Here is a 15,644-nt window from a genome sequence, read left to right as displayed (position 1 = left end):
ATTCAGCGCCGGGTGTAGCGGGTTACCAGGCGGTCGCCGAGCGATTGCAGTATCTGCACCAGCACCACGAGGAGCGCCACCGTGACCAGCATGTAATCGGGTTTGTATCCGTTGTAACCATATTGGTAAGCAAGGGCGCCCAGGCCACCCGCGCCGACGATGCCGCCCATCGCGGTGTAACCCACGAGGGCCACCGCCGTGACCGTCGTGCTGGCGATGAGGCCGGAACGGGCCTCCGGCAAGAGTACCCGTGTCACGATCTGCGCCGTGGTCGCACCCATGGCCTGGCTCGCCTCGATGACGCCCCGGTCCACCTCGCGCAGGGCGGTTTCCACCAGCCTGGCGAAGAAGGGCGCCGCGCCGATCACCAGTGGGACGATCGCGCCGCGGATGCCGATGCTCACGCCGGTGATGGCCTGGGTGACGGGAATCAGCAGGATCATGAGGATGATGAAAGGAACCGATCTCAGGACGTTCACCACGAGCGAAAGGACGCCGTAGAGTTTCGGCCTGGCGTGCAGTTGTCCCCTGGCGGTGAGGAACAGCCACACGCCTAGCGGCAGGCCCAGCACGATCGTGAACAGCAGCGAGCCGCCGAGCATCAGCAGGGTGTCGACGCACGCCTGACCGATCTCGGGCCAGTCGATGTTGGGGAACAGGGTTTGCAAGGGGCTCATCGCGCCACCTCCTCGATGTCGACGCCGGCATCGCGGATCTGCAGCAGCGCGTCGTCCAGGCGCTCGCCATGCATCGCGAGCGTCAGCTGGCCATACGGTATGTCCTTGATCCGGTCGACACGCCCGGACAGAAGGTTGTATTCCACGCCCGTGTCGCGGACCACGCGCGAGAGCAGCGGCGAGTAGGTCGCCTCGCCGCGGAAAGAGAGACGGAACAGCCTGCCCGGCACGCCCGGGAACTCCGCGCCACGTCCTTCGCGATGGTCGGCTTCGGCGACGAAGCGGCGGGTCGTGGGATGTTGCGGATGCAGGAAGACGTCGGCGACGGTTCCCAGTTCGACGATCCTGCCGGCATCGAGCACGGCGACGCGGTCGCAGACGCGACGGATCACGTCCATCTCATGCGTGATCAGCACGATGGTCAGGCCGAGCCGGCGATTGATGTCGGCGAGCAGTTCCAGCACCGAAGCGGTGGTTTGAGGATCGAGCGCGCTGGTGGCTTCGTCGCAGAGCAGGATCGACGGACGGCTGGCCAGCGCACGCGCGATGCCGACGCGTTGCTTCTGCCCACCGGAAAGTTGCGCCGGATACTTGCGCGCATGCGCGGTCAGGCCCACGAGATCCAGCAGTTCGTCCACGCGCGCGTGGATCGTCGCCTCGTCGGTGCCGCCCTGAAGACGAAGCGGGAAGGCCACGTTGTCGGCGACGGTGCGTGAGGAAAGCAGGTTGAAGTGCTGGAAGATCATGCCGATGCCGGAGCGCAGCTTGCGCAGTCCGGCGCCTTGCGCATGGGTGACCTCGCGGCCATCGACGAACACCTGTCCCGCGGTCGGCCGCTCCAGCAGGTTGATCATCCGTAGCAAGGTGGACTTGCCGGCGCCGGAATGGCCGATGATGCCGAAGACTTCGCCCGCTTCGATCGTGAGATCGACGGGTTGCAGGGCGGGCACGAGCGCTCCGTCCACACGGTAGGACTTGGACGCGGCGGCGAAACGGATCACGGGCTGTGGCTCTCCGGCCGGAAAGACGTCCATGGTATCCGATGCGGGGGCGAGGGCGCCTCGCCCGGCGTAGACTGCGCATATCCACCCAACGAGGGAACGCGCATGGCCAGCATCTACGATTTCTCCGCCGTCGACATCGAGGGCAACGAGCGCTCGCTCGCCGAGTTCCGTGGCAAGGCGCTGCTGGTGGTCAACGTGGCCTCCAAGTGCGGATTCACGCCGCAGTACAAGGGGCTGGAAGAATTGCAGAAGACCTGGCACGACCGGGGTTTCGAAGTCCTCGGCTTTCCTTGCGACCAGTTCGGCCACCAGGAGCCGGGCGACGAGGCGGAGATCCGCGATTTCTGCTCGCTGACCTACGACGTGAGCTTTCCCATGTTCTCGAAGGTCGAAGTCAACGGTGACCACGCGCACCCGCTCTATCGCTGGCTAAAGGCGGAGAAGAAGGGTGTCCTGGGTACCGAGGGCATCAAGTGGAACTTCACCAAGTTCCTCGTCGATCGCGACGGGCACGTGGTGGAACGTTACGCGCCGACCGACACGCCGGAGAAGATCGGCAAGGATTTGCCGAAGGTGCTTGATTGACGGAAGCCATCGCCGCTGAAGCGGCTTCCCACACGAGCCCGGTGTCCCCAAAAGACCCGACACTCGACGCCTCGTCGAGCGCCCCGGTGGGAAGCCGCTTCAGCGGCGATGCTCTAAAGCTTTTCCACAGCCTCGGCCAGCATCACCGCGATCGCATCGACATCCGCCGAGGCCGAAGGCACCGGCTCAGCGCTCTTCGCCAGCGGCCGGTAATTGTTCAGAAGGATCGCGAACGCCAGGCGTTGGCCACTTCGGGTGGTGACGTAACCCGCCAGCGCGTTCACGAAGCTCATGCTGCCCGTCTTCGCCACGACGTTGCCTTCGGCAGCCGTACCTCGCATGCGGTTGGCAAGCGTGCCGTCCACTCCGGCCACGGGAAGCAGGCCATGCCAGACCGCGGCGTTCGGCGACGTATCCATCAAGGCGAGCAGCCGGGTCAGCGACGCCGCCGTCGTCAGGTCGTGACGCGAAAGACCGGTGCCTTCGTCCAACGTCGTCGATGACGGACCGATGCCCCGGGCCGCCAGCCATGCCGCGAGGGCCGTGGCGGCGTTTTCCTCGGCGCGCGAGCCTTCGGTGTCCGCCGACTCCAGGCCGCAGAGAAGGAAGACGCTTTGCAGGTAGAGGTTCTGCGAGCGCTTCAGGCCGGCGCGAAGCATGTCCTCGAGCGTGGGCGAAGGGAACGAGGCGACGGTCGGGCCGCTGGGCGGCGGCACCGGCCATTGCACGCTGCGCGCCTCGCCCTCCACACGCATTCCCTGACGTTCGAGCGCGGATTGCAGACGCCGGGCCGCCGTGAGCGCGGGGTCGGGAATGGACAGGCGCGAGCGGCTCGGTTTTTCCGCCTCGCTCACTTCGCCCAGCACGTGCAGCGTCGCCGACCCCGGTGCCCGGTAGAGTTCGAGGCCTTCGGCCGGTTGCATGGCGACCGTCATGGCCGCGTCCCCGGGCGTCACCTCGATGCCCTTCGAGGACACGACGGTGGTCATCGTGTTCTCGTCGATGTCGAGTCCGCCCGCTTGCGCACCGTAATACGTCTGCAGGTCTTCCGCTTCCCAACCGCTGCCGATGGGGGGACCGCGAAACACCGTGCCGTCGCCGACGATGCCGCCGTCGATGCGATGGATACCTTGGTCGCGCAGCGCCGTGGCGAGCGTGTCGGCCCAGGCATGGCCGGCAAGCGTCGGATCGCCGCGGCCACGCAGGACCAGAGGGCCGCGCAGGCGGCCCCGCCGCAGCTCGCCCACGGCGAGGACGTCGGTGTGGGTGCGGTAGTCCGGACCGAGGCGGTCGAGCGCGAAGGCGGCGGTGTAGAGCTTGGCGGTGGACGCGGGCAGGAGCAGGCGGCCCTCGTCGTGCGTATAGACGGTGCGGCCGTCATCCAGCGATACCACGGAGACGCCCCACGAAGCGGCGGCGAAACGGGGTTCGGCCAGATGCCGGTCGATGCGCTGGGTGAGGGTTTCCGCGTGTGCGACGGTTGCCAGCGATAGCAGGAGGGCGGCGAGGCAGGGGAGGCTGCGGTGTTGCCTGTCGCGGCCGAGGCCGCTTCCCACCCGATCGCGGCCGAGGCCGCTTCCCACCCACTCGTGGCCCAGGCCGCTTTTCACCGGATCGCGGTGCGGACCGCTTTCCGCCGAGCTAGGCTTTTGTCCTGACCTACCTTCGGGTGGGAAGCGGCCTGGGCCGCGATCGGCGCGATCGGGCCCAATCGCCACGATCACCCCAGCCAAGATGGCTGGCCCTTGTCGAGGAAGGCGGAGAGGCCGTCCTGCCCCTCGGCCGATACACGAAGGCGGGCGATCAGTGCCGCGTTCACCGCATCGGTCGCTTCCATGGCCGAGGGCTCCATGCCCGCCATGCTTAAGGCAAGGCGCTTCGCCTCGCGCTGGGCAATCGGACCGCCCTTGGCCAGGAAGCCCAGGACGCGCTCGACCGCCGCGTCCAGCTCCTCGCCCTGGACCACCTCATGGAGCAGGCCCATCGACAGCGCGGCCGCCGTATCGAAGACCTCGCCGGTGATGAAGAGCCGGCGTGCCTGGCGCAGGCCGATGGCGGCGATCACGTAAGGCGAGATCACGGCTGGCACGAGGCCGAGTTTCACCTCGGACAGGGCGAACTTCGCGCCATGCGCCGCGATGGCGATATCGCAGCAGGCGATCAAGCCCACGCCACCGCCGAACGCCGCGCCGTTGACGCGGGCGATCGTCGGTTTCGACAGGCATTGAAGATGGCGCATCAGCTTGGCGAGGCGCAGCGAATCGTCGCGGTTGTCGGCTTCGGAAGCCTGCGCCATGCCGCGCATCCAGTGCAGGTCGGCGCCCGCCGAGAAACTCGCGCCGGCACCGGTCAGTACCACCGCACGCACGGTGTCGTCGGCCTCGACGGCATCGAGTGCCGCCGTGAGGTCGGCGATCAGGCCGTCGTCGAAGGCGTTGTGCACCTCCGGGCGGTTCATGACCAGGTGGACGATGTTGCCCTGACGGACCCGTTCGACGGCTGACATGGATGAACTCCTGTTTCAAGCCGCCGATCATAACGGCGCACCGGGTTGAAAGGCGGGCGGCACTTTCCCGGTCCACTGCCCGATGCCGCCCCCCGGCGGACTGCCGATCCACAAGTTCTTGCGTTGGATGCAGCCCTTCCGGTAAAGGCATATAATGCGAACAGTTCTTATTTGAGTAAGCCCAGTGCGCCTCTCAGACGCGCCGAAAGGTGCCCAAGCCGTGGTCCAGTCCGTCACCGATGCCCATCCGTCCGACCCGATCGCGCAACGCCTGCGCGACCTAGGCTTCGTCGCCGGCGAACCGGTTCGCCTGGTGGCGCGTGGCCCCCTCGGCGGCGATCCCCTGTTGATTCACATCGGCTCGACGCGCTTCGCCCTGCGCAAGGCCGAAGCCGAGCGCGTGGAAGTGTCCGTGGGCGGTGCGGCATGAGCGCCACCGCGATGCGCATCGCGCTCGTCGGCAACCCGAACTGCGGCAAGACGGCGCTGTTCAACCAGCTCACCGGCGGCCGGCAGAAGGTGGCCAATTACGCGGGTGTCACGGTCGAGCGCAAGGAAGGGCGTTTCATCGCGCCATCGGGCCGCACGCTGCATATCCTCGACCTGCCGGGCGCTTACAGTTTCGATGCCACGAGCCCCGACGAGGCGATCACCCGTGACGTCTGCCACGGGCGCTACCCGGGCGAAGCCGCCCCCGACCTCATCGTCTGCGTCGCCGACGCCACCAACCTGCGCCTCCACCTGCGCTTCGTGCTCGAAGTGCGCCGCCTGGGACGGCCGGTGGTGCTCGCGCTGAACATGATGGACGCGGCTCGCCGGCGCGGCATATCGATCGACGTGGCGGCCTTGTCGCGCCGGCTCGGTGTCCCCGTGGTCGAAACCGTCGCCGTGAAGCGCGGCGGTGCGAAGGCGCTTATGGAGCGCATCGACGCCAGCGTGCCCGAGGTGGCGCCGGCTCCGGTCGACGACGCCGACATCGAACAACTGCACGCGGAAGTACGCTCCATCCTTGCCGACACGGTGACGTTGCCGCGCGACACGGTGGCCATCGACGACGCCATCGATCGCTGGGCGCTGCATCCCGTGTTTGGCCTGGCGATCCTCGCCACGCTGATGTTCCTCATCTTCCAGGCCGTGTTCTCGTGGGCGCAGCCGGTGATGGACGGGATCGAGGCGGGCATCGCCGCGCTGGGCAACTGGGTGACCGGTTTCCTTCCCGCGGACAGCGCATTGCACAGCCTGCTCAACGATGGGTTGTTCGCCGGCCTGGGCGCGGTGCTCGTGTTCCTGCCGCAGATCCTCATCCTCTTCCTGTTCATCCTCGTGCTCGAGGAATCGGGATACCTGCCGCGCGCGGCCTTCCTGCTCGACAAGATGATGTTCCGCGTCGGCTTGACGGGCAGGGCGTTCATCCCGCTGCTGTCGAGCTTCGCCTGCGCCATTCCCGGCATCATGGCCACGCGCAGCATCCAGGACCCGCGCGACCGGCTGACGACGATCCTCGTCGCGCCACTGATGACGTGCTCCGCGCGCCTGCCGGTCTACACCTTGCTGATCGCCGCCTTCATCCCGAACCACACGGTGTGGGGCGTGTTCAACCTTCAGGGCATCGTGCTCTTCACGTTGTATTTCGCGGGTATTTTCAGCGCGCTGGCGGTGGCCTTCGTGATCAAGCGCATGCGCAAGGACAAGAGCGAACACGCGTTGATCATGGAGCTTCCGTCGTACCGGCTGCCCAACGTGCGAGACATCGGGCTGGGCCTGTGGGAACGCGCGATGATCTTCCTCAAGCGCGTGGGCGGCATCATCCTGGCGCTCACCGTGTTGCTGTGGTTCCTGTCGAGCTTTCCGGGGCCGCCGCCCGGCGCCACTCAGCCCGCGATCGACTACAGCATCGCCGGGCGCCTCGGCCGCATGCTCGAGTACGTGTTCTCGCCGATCGGGTTCAACTGGCAGATCTGCGTCGCGCTGGTGCCGGGCCTCGCCGCGCGCGAAGTGGCCGTGGCCGCGCTCGGCACCGTCTACGCGATGTCGGGCAGCGACGATGCCGTGGCGTCCCAACTCGGCCCGGTCATCGCGCACCAGTGGTCGCTCGCGACGGCGCTTTCGCTGCTGGCGTGGTACGTGTTCGCGCCGCAGTGCATGTCCACGCTGGCGGTGATCCGCCGCGAGACCAATTCCTGGCGCAATGTCGCGGTGGCGGCCGGTTACCTGTTCGGGCTCGCCTATCTCGCATCGCTGGCCACTTATCAGATCGCGAGGGCGCTCACATGAGCACGTTCGAACTGGTGCAGGGCGTGGTCATCGCGCTCGTCGTGGTTGTCAGCGCTTATGTGGCTTTCCGCAAGCTGTTGCCGAAGACCTCGACGCGGATCATGGCGCGAGTGTCCGCCAGCCTGAACAGGAACGGCCGGCCCGGTGTCGTGCGTTCGCTTGGCCGTCGCCTGCAACCCGCGGCGGCCACCGGCAGTTGCGGCGATGGCTGCGGTTCGTGCGGAAGCTGCGGCCCGGTGGCGCCGAAGACCGAGGCCCAGCCGCTGCATTTCAAGCCACGGAACTGATCAAGCCGGGGTACTGAGGCAACCTGCTATCGCCGACAGGGTCGGCTCCCACCGGTTGCCGCTGCCTGGTGGGAGCCGACCTTGTCGGCGATTCATTCCGAAGGCGGCGCCCGGTCGGCTGGCGAAGGCCCGCGCTTCCTGCGCTGCCGCATGCTCCACCAGCTCACCGCCAGGTTCACGGTGAACCACGCGCCGATGACCGCCAGCGGCCATGCGATCACCGCCGGCCAGAGCACGCCGACCACGGTCAGCACCAGGGCCGCGGCCGCTCCTGCGAGCAATGGCCCCGTTTCCGTATCGCCCAGCACGCGGTGCTGGGTGATCGCCGCACCTACCGTGTTGGCGATGCGCAGGGCCCCGGCCGCCGCGCGACCGGAGCTTCCGCCGCTGCGCCGCGGTCGTGGCGGTCGGGGTGAACGGCTGCGCAGGCGTTCGTTGCCCGCGCGGTAGCGCGGCCGGTGCAGCAGGATTTCCGTGGCGTTCTCGAGGTCCGCTTCGTACTGATGCGCCAGTTGCGTGGCGAACCCGGCATCTTCGACGGCCACGTCGATTTCGCGGTTGCCGAGCCAGCTGGCGATATTGAGATTGGACGAGCCCACCCGTGCCCAGCGCCCGTCAGCGACGGCGGTCTTCGCGTGGAGCATCGAGCCGTTCCACTCGAACACCCGGATGCCCGCCTTCAGCAGCGGCCGGTAACCGGAGCGCGACATGCCGGCCACCATCGGGATATCGCTGCTTCCCGGCACCAGCAGGCGCACGTCGACGCCGTCGCGCGCGGCGGCGCACAAGGCCTGGACGTATGGCGCGACGCCCACGAAATAGGCATCGGTCAGCCACAACGTTTGCCGCGCCATCGCGGCGACCATCTGGTCGAGACGGTACATGCCGGCCGTGCTCGGCTGCGTGGCGATCACGCGCAAGGAAACCTCGCCGGCGGCGGTGCCGGTCACGGGAAGCACGCGCTCGTCGTCCGGTAACGGTTCGCCGGCTTCACGCCAACTGTCGGCGAAGGCATGTTCGATCTCCGCGATAGCCGGGCCGCGAAGCATCACGCCGGTATCCCGCCATGGCGGGACGTTACGCGATGGATCGCCCAGCCACTTCTCGCTGAGGCACACGCCCGACAAAAAGCCGACTTCGCCATCCACGACCAGCACCTTGCGATGGTCGCGGCTCACCCAACCGAAGGTGCTGCCGAGCGTGGGCGGGTTGTAGATGCGCACCTGTCCGCCGGCCTCGCGCAGCGGCGCCCAGAACGACGAGCGCGACTGGCCGAGGCAGCCGATCCAGTCGCCGATCACCGCGACGAACACGCCCGCCTTCGCGCGCTCCACCAGGGCGTCGCGGAAGGCCTTGCCGATGCGATCGTCACGGATGATGTAGTTCTCGAGGAAGACGTGGCGGCGCGCGGCCGCGATGGCCGCCAGCCACGCATCGAAATGGGCCTGCGCGTCGATCAGCAGTTCGACGGCGTTGCCTCCGATGAGCGGCGCGCCGGCGCTGCGGCTCAATGCCTGCTCGGCGAACAGGCGGCTGGAAAACCCTGTGCTGCGGTGACGGACGTTCATGATGGTGAGTGTATCGGCATCTGGCATCATCGCCTTCATGGCATCGACATCGCGTGACCGTGACACCGAAGCCGCCGTCGAGGCGATCCTGCGACGCACGGGTGGTCATCCCCGCGTGGCGGCGCCCCTCGGCCTGGGCAAGCCGCATGCCTTGCTCAATGCGCTCTACCGCGCCGTGCAAGGGCGCGAGGATCGTTCGCTGACGATTTTCACGGCGTTGTCCCTGACCCGGCCAGCGCCGGGGAAGGGGCTCGCGGGTCGATTCGCCGCGCCCTTCCTCGCTCGCCATTTCGGCGAAGCGTACGTGGACCTCGACTATGCGCTGGCCCAGGCGCGCGACGCGCTGCCGGCCAACGTGCACGTGCACGAGTTCTACATGCAGTCCGGCGCACTGCTGGGTTCCGGCGCGGCCCAGCGCGATTACATCAGCCAGAACTACACGCATGTGGCCAGGGATCTGGTCGGCCGCGACATCGATGTGCTGGTCCAGCTGGTGGCGCTGCGTGACGGCCGGATCAGCCTCTCCTCGAACCCCGACCTGACCTTCGATTTCCTCGATCACCTGGCGCGGTCGGGGAAGCCGAAACCGTTCTGTGTCGCCGTCGCCCACCCGGACATGCCTTACGTCAGCGGTCATGCGGAGGCCGAGGAGGGACTTTTCGACCTGCTCGTCGTACCCGACGTTTCGCCGCCGCTGTTCGCCTTGCCGCGCTCGCCCATCGAGCCGGCGGAGTTCGCGCTGGGCATGCATGCGAGCGCGCTGGTGGTCGATGGCGGCACGCTGCAGATCGGCATCGGCGCGTTGTCGGATGCGCTGGTGCGCGCGCTCATCCTGCGGCACGAGCAGAACGGCTCCTGGCGGGAAGGCCTCGACGCCCTCGATGTCACCGGGGGCACGCGTCGCTGGATGGATGGCTGGGGCGGGAGCGCCGCCTTCGCGACGGGTTTGTACGGCGCCAGTGAAATGGTGATGGACGGCTTCATGCACCTGCAACGCGCGGGTATCCTGCGCCGGCGCGCCTATGACGATCTCGAACGGGAACGCCGGGCGGCCGCGGGAGAAGACGTTGGCACGGAGGGTGGGCACTACCTGCGCGGGGCATTCCTGCTCGGGTCGCGTGAGTTGTACGCCTGGATGCATCGCTCGGAAGTCGACGATCCCGACGCGATCGACATGTGCCGCGTGTCCAACGTCAACCACCTTTATGGCGACCACCAGCCTCTGGCCGCCTTGCAGCGGCGCGGCGCGCGTTTCTTCAATACCTGCATGATGGCGACGTTGGCCGGCGCCGCCGTCTCCGACGGGCTGGAGGATGGCCGCGTCGTCAGTGGCGTCGGCGGGCAATTCAATTTCGTGGCGATGGCGCATGAACTGCCCGGCGGGCGATCGATCCTGCTGCTGCGTTCCACGCGCGGCAAGGGGCGCAGGGCGGCTTCGAATATCCGCTTCAACTATGGCCACACGACCATCCCGCGCCATCTGCGCGACGTGTATGTCACGGAGTACGGCGTGGCCGACTTGCGTGGCCTTTCGGACGAGGCGTGCGTGGAAGCGATGCTTTCGGTTGCCGATGCCCGCTTCGTGGACGCCCTGGCGGAAGAGGCCAAGGGCGCCGGGAAGCTGCGCCGGGATTTCGTGGTGCCGGAGGCGTGGCGGGCGCATACGCCCGAGGGGTTGGCGGCGGCGCTGGAGCCGATGCGGCGGCGCGGCTTGCTCGACCCTTTCCCGTTCGGCAGCGACTTCACGGAGGTGGAACGGCGGCTGCTACCTGCGCTGGGGTGGCTTCGGGATGCGGGAAAAGGGGCGTTGCTGCGGGCATTGCTGGCGCCTGGCCGGCCAGTGGATGGGGAGATCGAGGCGCTGGACCGGATGGGGCTGGCGCGGCCCGGTTCCATCGCCGAGCGCCTGGAACGGCGGCTGGTGCGGGCGGCGTTGCGGCGGCAGGGGCGGCTCGCGCCGGACCGGACACCGAGGCAAGCCTGAATCGCCGACAGGGTCGGCTCCCACCAGGCTCCCAAGGCTCCCGCCAGGCTCCCACTAGGCTGTCGCTGGTAGGAAACTGGCGCCGGTCCGGTGGGAGCCGACCTTGTCGGCGATCCCGCGGCAGCGGGCCAGGTCGCGGCACGCTCCCATCGCCGCTGAAGCGGCTCCCACAACGGCTGTCCCAGCCAAAACTTCAACCAACTTCAACGGTCGGCGAGCGGTCATGCCGATGCGCTAAAATGGCCAGCTATGACCGAAGACCTCACCAGCCGCCCGCGTCCCGCGGAAGCCGGCGCCCGCCGCCCCAGTACGGGTGTCCAGATCGACCGAGTCCACGTTGGTGGCGGTGCTCCGATCGTCGTCCAGTCGATGACCAATACCGACACGGAAGACCCGGCATCCACCGCGAAGCAGGTGGCCGAGCTGGCCCGGGCGGGTTCGGAACTCGTACGCATCACGGTGAACACCCCGGCGGCCGCCGCGGCGGTGCCGCGCATCCGCGAGCGCCTCGACATGATGGGCGTCTCCGTACCGCTGATCGGCGACTTCCACTACAACGGCCACCAGTTGCTCGAAGGCGAGCCGGCGTGCGCCGAAGCTTTGGCGAAGTACCGGATCAACCCGGGCAATGTCGGCTTCGGCAAGAAGAAGGACGCGCAGTTCGCCTCGATCATCGAGATGGCCATTCGCTACGGCAAGCCCGTGCGCATCGGCGCCAACTGGGGTTCGCTCGACCAGTCCATGGTCGCCGCCCTGATGGACGAGAACGCCAGGCGTGCGCAGCCCTGGGATGCCGGCCACGTGGCCCGCGAGGCCCTCATCCGTTCGGCGCTGGATTCGGCCGCCCGCGCGGAAGACCTCGGCCTGCCACGCGACCGCATCATCCTGTCGTGCAAGGTCTCCGGCGTGCAGGAACTGATCGCGGTCTATCGCGACCTCGCCCGCCGCGCCGACTATGCCTTGCACCTTGGCCTCACCGAGGCAGGCATGGGCTCCAAGGGCATCACCGCGTCCAGCGCGGCGCTGGGCGTGCTGTTGCAGGAGGGCATCGGTGACACCATCCGCATTTCGCTCACGCCGGAACCGGGCCAGTCGCGCACGGCCGAGGTGATCGTCGCGCAGGAGCTGTTGCAGACGATGGGCCTGCGCGCGTTCACTCCGCTGGTCACGGCGTGCCCGGGCTGTGGCCGCACCACCAGCGAATTCTTCCAGGAACTTGCGAAGACGGTACAAGGCCACGTGCGCGAACAGATGCCCCTGTGGCGCGTGAAATACGACGGCGTGGAGAATCTCACGCTGGCGGTCATGGGCTGCGTGGTGAACGGTCCGGGCGAATCCAAGCATGCGAACATCGGCATTTCACTTCCCGGCAATGGCGAGGCGCCATCGGCGCCGGTGTTCATCGATGGTGAAAAAGCCATGACGCTGCGCGGCGACAACATCGCCGACGAATTCGTCGCGATCCTCGACAACTATGTCGAGACCCACTACGCCGCACGCGGCGACTGATCGTCACGCCGTGCATGCGGGGCCGTCCGTCACCATGGCGGGCGGTGCAACCCGCAGGAGACACGCATGGCATTCAAGGTACCGACCCTCGCCCTCAACGATGGCAACAGCGCGCCCCAGATCGGCTTCGGCGTGTTCCAGATTCCCGATGCGGAAACCGCGGACGCCGTGGCGATCGCGCTTTCCGCCGGCTACCGCTCCATCGATACGGCGGCCATCTATGGCAACGAAGCCGGTGTTCGCCAGGGCATCGAACGTTCCGGCGTTCCGCGTGGTGACATCTTCCTCACCACGAAGCTGTGGAACGCCGAGCAGGGCTTCGACGAAACCCTGCGTGCTTTCGATGCCAGCCTGAAGAAGCTAGGCACCGATTACGTCGACATGTACCTCATCCACTGGCCGACGCCGAAGCGTGACCGGTACGTGGATACGTGGAAGGCGTTCATCCGCCTGCGCGAGGAAGGCCGCATCCGCTCCATCGGCGTGTCCAACTTCCAGGCCGGACACCTCGACCGCATCGTCCAGGAGACCGGCGTGGTGCCGGTCGTGAACCAGATCGAGCTGCATCCGGATTTCGGCCAGCGCGACGTCGTCGCGGCCAACGCGCGGCACAAGGTCGTCACCGAGTCGTGGAGTCCGCTGGGACAGGGCGGCGACCTGCTGAAGCGCGACACGCTGGTCGACATCGGCCGGAAGCACGGCAAGACGCCGGCCCAGGTGGTGCTGCGCTGGCATGTGCAACTCGGCTACATGGTGATCCCGAAGTCGGTGACGCCCGAGCGCATCGCCGCGAACATCGACATCTTCGATTTCGAGCTGTCCGCCGAGGACATCAAGGCGATCGATGCGCTGGAGGCGGGCAACCGCATGGGACCGCACCCCGACCAGCTCAACTGAATCAGGGGTCCATCGTCACGTCGATTTCCACGGGGTAGGGCGCCGGTGCCTTCGGTGGCACCGGCAGTGTCCATGCGGCGAACTGCCCGGCGAAACAGCGCGCGACGGGCGTGGCCGGACGCACTTCCACGCCGGCGGAGCGGCCATCGGCGGTCACATCGGCCACGAGGGTGAACGGGCGCTTGTCGGCCGGCGTATTGCTGGCGATGCAATCTTTCAGGGCATCCGTGGCGGGATTGCCCACACGGTCCCACATCGCCGACTGCCAGGCCTTGCCGTCCGCCTTCCGTTCGAGCGCCTTGGCGGCCTGGACACGGGATTCGAAGCCGTCGCCGGTGGCGAGTGCGAGCGCAAGGGCGAACAGCATGGGCATCTCCGCGGGTGAAAGCCGGGAGCCTAGCAGGGCGGCCGGCGATTCACACGGTGAACGGGATGGATCGCACGCTCTTGCGCCGGTGCGCTACCATCGGAAGATGCCGTACCGCGCGGGGGTGAGGATGAAACGAGCGATCGCCGTGGCCGTCGTCGCGGCCGGAATCGCCGGATGTCAGGGCATGGCGGCGAAAATCGCCAGGCTGGACGTAGGCACGCAACGCGACGAGGTGATCGAACGCCTCGGCCGCCCTGATTCCGACCGCAGCATCGTCGGATACGAAGTGCTCAGCTGGTTCGACCGCCGGCCGGGCAGGTTTTCGTTCTCCCATAAGGACTACACCGTCGTGCTGAAGGACGGCAAGGTGGTCCAGTTCGGCCCGGGCCTCATCCGCCGCGATGGCAAGACGTCCTTGCAGATCGAAACCGGCGACCCGTAGACAGAGGTCCTTTGCCAATCGCGGGCGAGTCCGCTTCCCACCCGGGTGAGGGAAAGCCGAAGCCTCAGATCCATCCTCGCTGACGGTAGATCCACACGGCCACGTATTCGTGCAGGCAGCGCGCGGTCAGCGTGAGCGCATCGCGTCTCGGCAACCACGACGGCGCCCGTTCCAGCATCGCGTGCGCGTCGGCGGTGGGCACGGCGGACACGGCGAGTCCTTCATGCCGGAACGCGGCCGCGGCGCGACGCATGTGGATGGGCGAGGTCACCAGCAAGATTTCCGACGAGCCGTTCGCGCGCAGGAGGGCCGCCGAGTTGCGCGCGTTCTCGTGCGTGTTGGTGCTCGCGTCTTCGATCCGCAAATCGCGGGCGGGTACGCCGGATACCTCATAACCCTGCGCCAGCGTCTGCGCCTGGTCGCTGCCCGACACCAGCAGAAGGGGGGCGAGGCCGGCCCGCCAAAGGGCCAGGCCCTTGCCTGCGCGCGTCGTCGCGCGTGACCAGTCGTTCACCGGCAGCTTGCCGCCGCCGAGCACCACGATGGCGTCCGCCCGTGGCGTGGCACCGGCTGCCGGTGTCACGAGCGCGTCGCGCAAGGCAAGGGCGACCGCGGGGGTCGAGGCCAACCAGATCCACGTCACCGCGACCAGCGCCGTCACCAGTGCCGGTACATGCTTGCGCAGGAGCACCAGCGCCATCGACAGGCCAGCCAGCAGCAAGGCCTGCAAGGCGGGGTGCAGCAGGCGCGGGGCGATGTCCATGAGCTCGGCCACGGCCCAAGCATCGCCCAAAACGCCGGCGCGTACCTTCTGTCGAATGGCATAGGCGGGCTGTTGAATAGACGCGTCGCTCCATTGAAATGACGATAGCCACCGTGGAAGTCACAGGGGTGGGTGGACATCATGAAACAGTGGAACCGTGCAATCACGCTCGTCGCCGTCGTGCTGCTGACCGCCTGCGCCACGGGTGGAAGCACGACGCCGCCGCCGAAGCCGGACGTCGCGACGCAGGCGGTGGACGCCTATCTGATCGGTGTGGACGACCAGTTGCAGGTGACCGTCTGGCACAACCCGGACCTCAGCGTTAGCGTGCCCGTGCGGCCCGATGGCAAGGTCACCGTGCCGCTGGTCGGCGACATTCCCGCCGGTGGGCGTACCACTGACCAGGTGGCTGCGGAGATCCAGCAGAAGCTGGGCCAGTACATCCGCGATCCGCAGGTGGCGGTGATCCTCACCGCGTTGCGCAGCCATGAATACCTGTCGCGAATTCGCGTCACCGGCGCGGTGCGCAGCCCCATATCCATTCCGTACCGGCAGGGCATGACCGTGCTGGACGCGGTGCTCGCCGCCGGCGGCACGACGGAATTCGCCGCGGCCGACCGTACCGAGCTTTACCGCCGTAACGAAGGTGGTTCGACGCAATCCTATGCGGTGCGCCTGGAAAAGATCCTCCAGCAGGGCGACCTGGCGAACAACTATCCAGTGCAGCCCGGTGACGTGATCACCGTCCCGCAACGCGCTTTCTGACCGAACCCGCATC

General features: G+C 67.5%; 16 protein-coding genes. 9 read left to right on the top strand and 7 right to left on the bottom strand.

What is annotated here, in order from left to right; translation table 11 throughout:
• Positions 1 to 2: 2 nt before the first annotated feature.
• Complete coding sequence (locus QFZ41_RS01715; RefSeq protein WP_429197175.1) at positions 3 to 677, bottom strand: methionine ABC transporter permease; 675 nt, start codon at positions 675 to 677, stop codon at positions 3 to 5.
• On the bottom strand, positions 674 to 1,678 hold the full coding sequence (locus QFZ41_RS01710) for a methionine ABC transporter ATP-binding protein (protein ID WP_429197174.1): 1,005 nt from the start codon (positions 1,676 to 1,678) through the stop codon (positions 674 to 676). Before QFZ41_RS01710 ends, QFZ41_RS01715 begins: the two co-directional genes overlap by 4 nt.
• A 105-nt stretch (positions 1,679 to 1,783) precedes the next feature.
• On the opposite strand from QFZ41_RS01710, the gene QFZ41_RS01705 reads away from it, so the two are divergent.
• Entirely contained in the window at positions 1,784 to 2,266 is a 483-nt protein-coding gene (locus tag QFZ41_RS01705) for a glutathione peroxidase (protein ID WP_429197173.1), read from the top strand.
• A 113-nt stretch (positions 2,267 to 2,379) separates the two neighbouring features.
• Here QFZ41_RS01705 and dacB read toward each other — a convergent pair whose 3' ends face one another.
• Together dacB and QFZ41_RS01695 are read right to left on the bottom strand one after the other, a co-directional pair.
• Positions 2,380 to 3,876, bottom strand: a complete 1,497-nt coding sequence (gene dacB / locus QFZ41_RS01700; protein WP_429197172.1) for a D-alanyl-D-alanine carboxypeptidase/D-alanyl-D-alanine endopeptidase — start codon at positions 3,874 to 3,876, stop codon at positions 2,380 to 2,382.
• Positions 3,877 to 3,986: 110 nt separating this feature from the next.
• Positions 3,987 to 4,772, bottom strand: coding sequence for an enoyl-CoA hydratase-related protein (locus QFZ41_RS01695; protein WP_429197171.1), 786 nt, complete (start codon positions 4,770 to 4,772; stop codon positions 3,987 to 3,989).
• Between the two features lie 184 nt (positions 4,773 to 4,956).
• Here QFZ41_RS01695 and QFZ41_RS01690 point away from each other — a divergent pair, with 184 nt between their 5' ends.
• Genes QFZ41_RS01690 through QFZ41_RS01680 form a run of 3 tightly spaced genes read left to right on the top strand, consistent with a single transcriptional unit; the run spans position 4,957 to position 7,333 of the window.
• The gene (locus QFZ41_RS01690) at positions 4,957 to 5,202 is read left to right on the top strand and encodes a FeoA family protein (protein ID WP_429197170.1); all 246 of its coding nucleotides are present in this window, start codon (positions 4,957 to 4,959) and stop codon (positions 5,200 to 5,202) included.
• Positions 5,199 to 7,046, top strand: coding sequence for a ferrous iron transport protein B (feoB, locus tag QFZ41_RS01685; RefSeq protein ID WP_429197169.1), 1,848 nt, complete (start codon positions 5,199 to 5,201; stop codon positions 7,044 to 7,046). The genes QFZ41_RS01690 and feoB overlap by 4 nt, the downstream gene beginning before the upstream one ends.
• Complete coding sequence (locus QFZ41_RS01680; RefSeq protein ID WP_429197168.1) at positions 7,043 to 7,333, top strand: DUF6587 family protein; 291 nt, start codon at positions 7,043 to 7,045, stop codon at positions 7,331 to 7,333. The genes feoB and QFZ41_RS01680 overlap by 4 nt, the downstream gene beginning before the upstream one ends.
• 92 nt (positions 7,334 to 7,425) lie before the next feature.
• Here QFZ41_RS01680 and QFZ41_RS01675 read toward each other — a convergent pair whose 3' ends face one another.
• On the bottom strand, positions 7,426 to 8,901 hold the full coding sequence (locus QFZ41_RS01675; protein WP_429197167.1) for a phospholipase D-like domain-containing protein: 1,476 nt from the start codon (positions 8,899 to 8,901) through the stop codon (positions 7,426 to 7,428).
• 37 nt (positions 8,902 to 8,938) lie between these two features.
• On the opposite strand from QFZ41_RS01675, the gene QFZ41_RS01670 reads away from it, so the two are divergent.
• From QFZ41_RS01670 to QFZ41_RS01660, 3 genes are all read left to right on the top strand, one after another.
• The gene (locus tag QFZ41_RS01670; RefSeq protein WP_429197166.1) at positions 8,939 to 10,885 is read left to right on the top strand and encodes an acetyl-CoA hydrolase/transferase C-terminal domain-containing protein; all 1,947 of its coding nucleotides are present in this window, start codon (positions 8,939 to 8,941) and stop codon (positions 10,883 to 10,885) included.
• Between the two features lie 249 nt (positions 10,886 to 11,134).
• Positions 11,135 to 12,394 carry a flavodoxin-dependent (E)-4-hydroxy-3-methylbut-2-enyl-diphosphate synthase gene (gene ispG, locus QFZ41_RS01665; protein ID WP_429197165.1) on the top strand — a complete coding sequence of 420 codons (1,260 nt, stop codon included), beginning with the start codon at positions 11,135 to 11,137 and terminating at the stop codon, positions 12,392 to 12,394.
• Positions 12,395 to 12,460: 66 nt separating this feature from the next.
• A complete protein-coding gene (locus QFZ41_RS01660; RefSeq protein ID WP_429197164.1) occupies positions 12,461 to 13,291 on the top strand; it encodes an aldo/keto reductase in 831 nt (276 codons plus the stop codon).
• A 1-nt stretch (position 13,292) separates the two neighbouring features.
• Here the strand turns inward: QFZ41_RS01660 and QFZ41_RS01655 are convergent, their stop codons facing one another.
• A complete protein-coding gene (locus QFZ41_RS01655; RefSeq protein WP_429197163.1) occupies positions 13,293 to 13,658 on the bottom strand; it encodes a peptidase C13 in 366 nt (121 codons plus the stop codon).
• A 130-nt stretch (positions 13,659 to 13,788) separates the two neighbouring features.
• Between QFZ41_RS01655 and QFZ41_RS01650 the strand changes: the two genes are divergently transcribed.
• Entirely contained in the window at positions 13,789 to 14,103 is a 315-nt protein-coding gene (locus tag QFZ41_RS01650; RefSeq protein ID WP_429197162.1) for a hypothetical protein, read from the top strand.
• A gap of 64 nt (positions 14,104 to 14,167) precedes the next feature.
• Here QFZ41_RS01650 and QFZ41_RS01645 read toward each other — a convergent pair whose 3' ends face one another.
• Positions 14,168 to 14,878 carry a YdcF family protein gene (locus tag QFZ41_RS01645; RefSeq protein WP_429197161.1) on the bottom strand — a complete coding sequence of 237 codons (711 nt, stop codon included), beginning with the start codon at positions 14,876 to 14,878 and terminating at the stop codon, positions 14,168 to 14,170.
• 129 nt (positions 14,879 to 15,007) lie between these two features.
• Between QFZ41_RS01645 and QFZ41_RS01640 the strand changes: the two genes are divergently transcribed.
• Positions 15,008 to 15,631 carry an XrtA/PEP-CTERM system exopolysaccharide export protein gene (locus QFZ41_RS01640; RefSeq protein WP_429197160.1) on the top strand — a complete coding sequence of 208 codons (624 nt, stop codon included), beginning with the start codon at positions 15,008 to 15,010 and terminating at the stop codon, positions 15,629 to 15,631.
• Positions 15,632 to 15,644: the final 13 nt, after the last annotated feature.

Source organism: Luteibacter sp. W1I16, from assembly GCF_050434905.1.
Taxonomy (GTDB): domain Bacteria; phylum Pseudomonadota; class Gammaproteobacteria; order Xanthomonadales; family Rhodanobacteraceae; genus Luteibacter.
This window is presented reverse-complemented; position numbering and strand designations above follow the sequence as displayed.